This window comes from Elstera sp. (assembly GCF_044372965.1).
Classification (GTDB): Bacteria; Pseudomonadota; Alphaproteobacteria; order Elsterales; family Elsteraceae; genus Elstera.
On sequence record NZ_JBILQX010000199.1, the window covers coordinates 1 to 6,072 of the forward strand.

Annotated in this window: 6 protein-coding genes and 1 pseudogene; 4 read left to right on the forward strand and 3 right to left on the reverse strand. The window is 61.2% G+C overall.

The window, feature by feature from the left end; translation table 11 throughout:
- Together ACIQ36_RS17485 and ACIQ36_RS17490 are read left to right on the forward strand one after the other, a co-directional pair.
- Positions 1–621 (forward strand): aldose 1-epimerase (locus tag ACIQ36_RS17485; RefSeq protein WP_395831684.1); only part of this gene is annotated, 621 nt, incomplete at its 5' end.
- 102 nt (positions 622–723) lie between these two features.
- Positions 724–1,671, forward strand: coding sequence for a complex I NDUFA9 subunit family protein (locus tag ACIQ36_RS17490; protein ID WP_395831686.1), 948 nt, complete (start codon positions 724–726; stop codon positions 1,669–1,671).
- Here ACIQ36_RS17490 and ACIQ36_RS17495 read toward each other — a convergent pair.
- Together ACIQ36_RS17495 and ACIQ36_RS17500 are read right to left on the reverse strand one after the other, a co-directional pair.
- Positions 1,622–2,794: an MFS transporter gene (locus tag ACIQ36_RS17495; RefSeq protein ID WP_395831688.1), complete on the reverse strand. Its 1,173-nt coding sequence runs from the start codon at positions 2,792–2,794 to the stop codon at positions 1,622–1,624. The two genes, ACIQ36_RS17490 and ACIQ36_RS17495, sit on opposite strands and share 50 nt — an antisense overlap.
- The gene (locus ACIQ36_RS17500; protein WP_395831690.1) at positions 2,791–3,342 is read right to left on the reverse strand and encodes a TetR/AcrR family transcriptional regulator; all 552 of its coding nucleotides are present in this window, start codon (positions 3,340–3,342) and stop codon (positions 2,791–2,793) included. The genes ACIQ36_RS17495 and ACIQ36_RS17500 overlap by 4 nt, the downstream gene beginning before the upstream one ends.
- A 121-nt stretch (positions 3,343–3,463) precedes the next feature.
- Between ACIQ36_RS17500 and ACIQ36_RS17505 the strand changes: the two genes are divergently transcribed.
- On the forward strand, positions 3,464–4,615 hold the full coding sequence (locus tag ACIQ36_RS17505) for a M24 family metallopeptidase (protein ID WP_395831692.1): 1,152 nt from the start codon (positions 3,464–3,466) through the stop codon (positions 4,613–4,615).
- Positions 4,616–4,662: 47 nt separating this feature from the next.
- Here ACIQ36_RS17505 and ACIQ36_RS17510 read toward each other — a convergent pair whose 3' ends face one another.
- On the reverse strand, positions 4,663–5,259 hold the full coding sequence (locus tag ACIQ36_RS17510; protein ID WP_395831694.1) for a hypothetical protein: 597 nt from the start codon (positions 5,257–5,259) through the stop codon (positions 4,663–4,665).
- Positions 5,260–5,764: 505 nt separating this feature from the next.
- Between ACIQ36_RS17510 and ACIQ36_RS17515 the strand changes: the two are divergent.
- Positions 5,765–6,072 (forward strand): annotated as a pseudogene (locus tag ACIQ36_RS17515) (NAD(P)-dependent oxidoreductase); the annotation flags it as partial.

The following is a 6,072-nucleotide window of genomic DNA, read 5'->3' on the forward strand; positions in this document are numbered from 1 at the left end:
CATGGCGACGGCTTGCGCCACCCGTGGGAGGTCGTAACGGCGGGGCCGAAAGCGGCCACCCTCGTGTACCAGCATAATGGGGCCGAGGGCTGGCCCTTCACCTACCGCGCCGTTCAGCATTTCGAGTTAACCGATACCGGGCTTACCATCCGCATGGTGCTGACCAATGAGGATATTCGCCCCTTCCCGGCGGGGATGGGTTTGCACCCGTTCTTCCCTAAAACGGGCGCGACGCTCACCACCTATGCCCCCACTTTTTGGAAGGGCGACGAAACCAAACTGCCGCTGCTGGAAATGCCGGTGCCGCCCGTATGGGATTTCGCCGGAGGCCGGGTGATGGCGGAAGTCGAGGTAGATAATTGCTTTGCCGGGTGGAGCCGGCGCGCTATCGTTCGCTGGCGCGATAAGGGCCTGAGCCTGACCATGACCGCCGATCCGGTGTTCGGCACCATCGTCGTCTTCTCGCCGCAGGGGCAGGATTTCTTCTGCGTCGAGCCGGTGACCCATCTTAACAATGGCATCAATTTGCGCGCGGCGGGCGTCGCCCAAACCGGCGTCGTCGATTTGTTGCCGGGCCAGAGTCTTAGCGGTGCCGTGCATTTTGAGATTGAGGAAGATTAGGGCTGCGGCCTCAGAGTCTCTTCCCGCTCAAGCTGCCCTCGTGTATGGAAAAGCCCATCTTGGCGGGAGCCCCCGCAGGCGTAAAACGAAGAGAGTGATCCGATGACGCAGGTAATTACGGTTATTGGGGGTTCGGGCTTTGTTGGGCGGCATTTGGTGCAGCGCCTCGCAAAAACCGGCGCGCAGATCCGCCTCGGGGTGCGGAATGTCGAGGCCGCCAAACGCCTAAAGCCGCTCGGAAACGTCGGCCAGATTGTGCCGATGGGCGTCGATATCGGGCGCGGCATTGGGCTTCAAGCAGCCGTCACCGGGGCTGATGTGGTGATTAATCTCGTCGGCATTCTCGCGCCAGGCGGCGGCAATGCCTCCTTTGATGCCATTCAGGCCGACGGCGCGCAGCGGGTGGCCGAAGCCGCCAAGGCCGCAGGCGTCGCCCGGTTTATTCAAATGTCGGCATTGGGGGCCGATGCGGAGTCGAAATCCCGCTATGCCCAGACCAAGGCGGCGGGCGAAGCTTTGGTTTTGGCCGTTTATCCGACTGCCGCAATCTTCCGCCCGTCGATCATTTTCGGGCCGGAAGATGGGTTCTTCAACCGGTTCGCCACGATGGCGCGGATGGCTCCGGCCTTGCCGCTGATTGGCGGCGGGAGCACGAAATTCCAGCCGGTTTATGTGGGCGATGTGGCCGAAGCGATTGTCTCGGCAGTCAATGACCCCGCAATCTCTGGCATTTACGAATTGGGCGGGCCGAGCACTTATAGCTTTAAGGACCTGCTGGCCTTCACCCTTGAAGCTGCGCATCTGAAGGCGGTTCTTGTGCCGCTGCCCTTCTGTGTTGCCTCCCTGATGGGGTCGGTGATGCAGTTCATCCCCGGTGCGCCGATCACGGCGGATCAGGTCGAACTGCTGAAAACCGACAATGTGGTGAGCGGTCGCTATCCCGGTTTGGCGGACCTGGGGCTGACGGGGGCCACCATTGAGGCCATTGTTCCGGCCTATCTCACCCGGTTTCACCCCGGTGGGCGGTTTGGGAATCTGAAGGGCGTTTAGGCGCAAGACTGAGGGCTCCTCCGGCAAGCGCCCCGGCGGTAATTGCGCCTGCCAGGGCCGGAAGCCCACCGAGATCGAAGAGCAGCCCACCTAACGCCGGGCCGATCATCGTTCCGGCGGTATAGCTTGTCACGGTCTTGCCCATGGCGCGCACCAGGGCGGGGCCACTCAGGCGGTGGCCGAGGTCGATGACCAGCGCGGTATAGACGGCACCGCCCGCGCCGCCGAACCCGAACCCCGCGATCCAGAGGGCAAGGCCGGGCGACTCGGCAGTGCCGAGCAACAACAACCCCAGGGCCGCAAGCACGAACCAGCACCCCAGAATCAAGCGGCTCGATCCGAAGCGGTCGGCCAAGGCCCCGGCGGGCAGTTGCAGCGCCGCGCTGCCAACCCCGATGACCGTGCCCAGCAGGGCTGCCGCTTCCACGCTCGCCCCTAACCGCACCGAGACGGTGGGCAAAAGCCCGGATGTGCCGCTTTCCATAAGGCCGCTTAACGCTGCAATGACGAATATTGCTGATGTCGCGCGCAGCGGAACCGCGCCGTCGCTGGGCAAGGCCGGGGCCACGGGGGCGGGAAGCTTGAGCAGGGGGAGCGCGCTGAGGGCGGCCAAAGCCGTAAGCCCGATGCCGAAGGGCAGGGGCGGCAACTCCAAGCGCAGAACGCCCGCCAGCAGCAGCGGGCCGCAGACCATCCCGAGCCCAACGGAGGTTTCGAACAACCCCACATACAGGCCGCGCCGGTCGGCGGGAACGCTGGCGACAAGCCAGGATTCGCCCGTCACCCAAATGATCCCTCCGGCAAGGCCGAGACTAAGGGCGCCGAGGAGGAAGATTGGGTAGCTCGGGACGAGATAAATCACTACCAACGGGATGGGAGCCAGCAAACTCGCCCCGCAAAAGGCCCCGGCGAGACCGAACCGACCGGCGATCCGGTGCGCCAGCAAGCTGGTGGTGAACAGCCCCAACCAAAGCGCCGAAATGCCGCTGCCCACCGCGAAAGCCGAATAACCCGCTTCGGTCAGGGACAAAGTAACGGCAGTCAGCGTTAGAAATTCGCCGGTTACAAACAGAAAATAGATAAGCGGGATGATGATGGCGACTTTGGCGAGGGGCGCTCTCACGATTCCGCCCCCGCCGTTTGATCTGCCAGCACGTGCAAGCGCGCAATCAGCCGGGCGCGCACCGCCTCGGGCAAGGCGGTGAGCCCCAAAATCTCCAAGAAGAACAAACCATCGGCGGCGAGCGACACGATCAGCGCAAGCTCCGGGTCGGGTAAGGTTTTGAGATTTTGCTGATAGCGGGCGAAAAAATCGCGCCACGGTTCGGCCAAATCGGGGGCAGACATTGTGCTGCTCAGCAGCCCTGCGCACAGGCGGCCCTCCTCCGGGGTCGTATCGGCGGTTGAGGCGATATAGGCGTGTAGATCGGCCCCAACGCCGCTGAAACCGGCGCGTTTTTCCGCAAGGCAGGTTTCCCAGGCGGCCAGATCGTGGGTGACGAGCGCCTGCAGCAGCGCTTCCCGCGTGGGGAGATGATAGGTGATGCCGCCGCGCGTCACGCCGCTCCGCGCCACCAGCGCATCATAGGTAAGGGCGGTAACACCCGCTTCCGCGACGATGGCTTCGGCGGCGCGCAGAATAATATCGCGGGCGTGGGCGGGGCGGCTCATGGGGACCTCATCGGAGTTTCTATACAGAATATACTGTATAGAAACTCGGTCAAGCTTGTCGCTTGCCGGTCCCTCTGATTTAGTAACCCGGTGTTGTCCCTTCGCGCTTAGGAACCCCCTTATGGCCCTGCATTTCACCCCCGAAGAACTCACGGCACGGCGGGAAAAAGCCTGCGCGGCGATGGCGGCCCAGGGGCTCGATGGGCTGCTGCTGTTCCGCCAGGAAAGCATGTATTACCTGACGGGATACGATACCTTCGGCTACGTCTATTTCCAGTGCCTCTATCTCGGCGCGGATGGGCGCTTGATGCTGCTGACCCGCGCGCCCGATTTGCGGCAGGCGCAGCATACGTCGATGATCGACGATATCCGCATTTGGGCCGACCGCGACGGCGCGGATCCCGTGAACGAGCTGAAGGATATTCTCACGGGCTTCGGCCTTGCCGGGAAAAAGCTGGGGGCGGAGTTCAACGCCTACGGGTTGCCCTATGCCCTGGGGAAGCGGCTGGTGACGGCGCTGGAGAGCAGCTTCACGCTGAGTGACGCCTCCGATCTGGTCACACGCCTGCGCCTTATCAAAAGCCCGGCCGAGCTGACCTATGTTCGCCGTGCGGCGACCCTAGCCGATCTCGCGCTCGATGCCGCCCAAGATATCATCGCGCCAGGGGCCTTTGAGGGCGATATTCTGGCGGCGATGCATGGGGCGATCTATGCGGGCGGCGGCGACGATCCGGCCAATGAGTTCATCATCGGCTCGGGGCGCGACGCGCTGCTGTGCCGCTATTTTTCGGGCCGGAAATATTTGGCTGCGGAAGATCAGATTACGCTCGAATTCGCCGGGGCCTATCGCCACTATCATAGCTGCCTAATGCAAACGATCCCCATCGGCACGATTACCGACCGGCACCGCACCTTGCACGGGGTTGCGATGGACGCGCTCGCCGCTTGCCGGGAGGCGCTAAAGCCGGGCGAACCCGTGGGCGGGGTGTTCGATGCCTATGCCCGCGTCTGCGATAGGGCAGGGGAAACCCCGCACCGGCTGAATGCCTGCGGCTATAGCCTCGGCACCACCTTTGCGCCGAATTGGATGGATTGGCCGATGTTCTACACAGGCAATCCGGTCGTCATCCAACCGGGGATGGTCTTCTTCCTGCATATGATTCTGATGGATAGCGACGCGGGAATCGCTATGTGCCCGGGCTTGACGGTGGAAGTCACCGAAACCGGCAATCAGCCGCTGACGCGGCATAAGCTGGAATTGATCGGGCGCTAAATGAACTTAGGGCCGGTAGCGTTGCGCACCGGCCCAAAACCTCCGGGTTAACCGATCTTGACGGCGTTGCGCTTACCTTCAAGCGCGCTCAACTCTTTTTGGCGCTTTTCATCGAGTTTGGTGAGGTCGGACGCGCACTGATCGGTTTGATTCGCCGGGCAGGTGTCGCGCGTCTTTTTGGCGAGACCATCGTACTTCTGAGTGATTTCGCCCTTCAACCTGTCGAAATAGCTGTCGCGCTCGCCCGGGGTTGGGAATTTTTCCGGCGGCAGCAGCAGTTTAACCGGGTTCGGATAGCGGTTATTGGCCCCACTCGCCGCATCGACGATCAGGCCGATGCCACCCCCCAGCAGAATATTGCCGAAGGTCGAACCGGTAAACTCGCTCTCCACTTGCTCCGTCACCGTCAGTTGCCCGGCCTTATCACAGGTGACAGTCAGGGCGTTCTTCGATTTGGAGAGCTTCAGGCTCCCCGGCGCAGCGTCCACGGTGCCGATGCGGGCACCGTCCCGGTCCACAAGGCAGCGCGCACCGGGGGGCGTGGTTTCGAAGGAAACAAGATCGTCGGTGCCTTCGACGACGGTGGCGCAGGCGGCCAATTGAGTCGCCACAAAGGCAACGGCGAGCAAACGAAACAAGCGCATAAAAACTCCGCTCTCACAGGATCGTGATGAAGACATGGGCCTCCCCCATAATTGGCATTTTAATAATAATTTAATCTATTATGGTCAATAGAGGTTCGCGCAAAAGTTGATGCTTCTGATAAATTTAATGCCATTGTATGTGTTGAGTTCAGGAAATGGCGGAAAGCTGCGTTTGATCTCCCGAATTTGGTCTGTTTGGTATCGATTGCGGAGCGAAAGGATCGAAAGATACCCGATACAGCGATTAGTCAGTATATGAGACCTAAATTCAGAAGGTTTTGCGATATGAAATGAGACTAACTCGCAATCATAGCAGAAATTAGTCCGGTATCGGTCCTATCTGGTCGTTTTTCCTGGAAAACCGCCTTTTCGCTCGGTAACTCTGTGCTTCCCCACGCGGGTAAGAGTGACTGGGAAGGGAAGGATCGGCGCAATGGCGTCCAAGGCGAACCAACAAAAGGCAACTCCGGCGCAGCAGCAGGCGCAAGCCGCCGCAAAGGCCGTGATGCAGCGCTTCACCAAGCTTGCCAAGGCGATGCCCGATAAGCGCGAAGCCGAGGGGCGCAAAGAGGATTTCGATGAAATCTATGGCCGCTATAGCGCCACAGAAGCCGTCGAGCAATCCTCGCGCTGCTCGCAATGCGGGGTGCCCTTCTGTCAGGTCCATTGCCCGCTGCACAATAATATTCCCGATTGGCTGAAGCTGACCGCCGAAGGTCGCCTTCAAGAAGCCTATGAGATCAGCCAGGCCACCAATACCTTCCCGGAAGTCTGCGGTCGCATTTGCCCGCAAGACCGGCTGTGCGAGGGCAA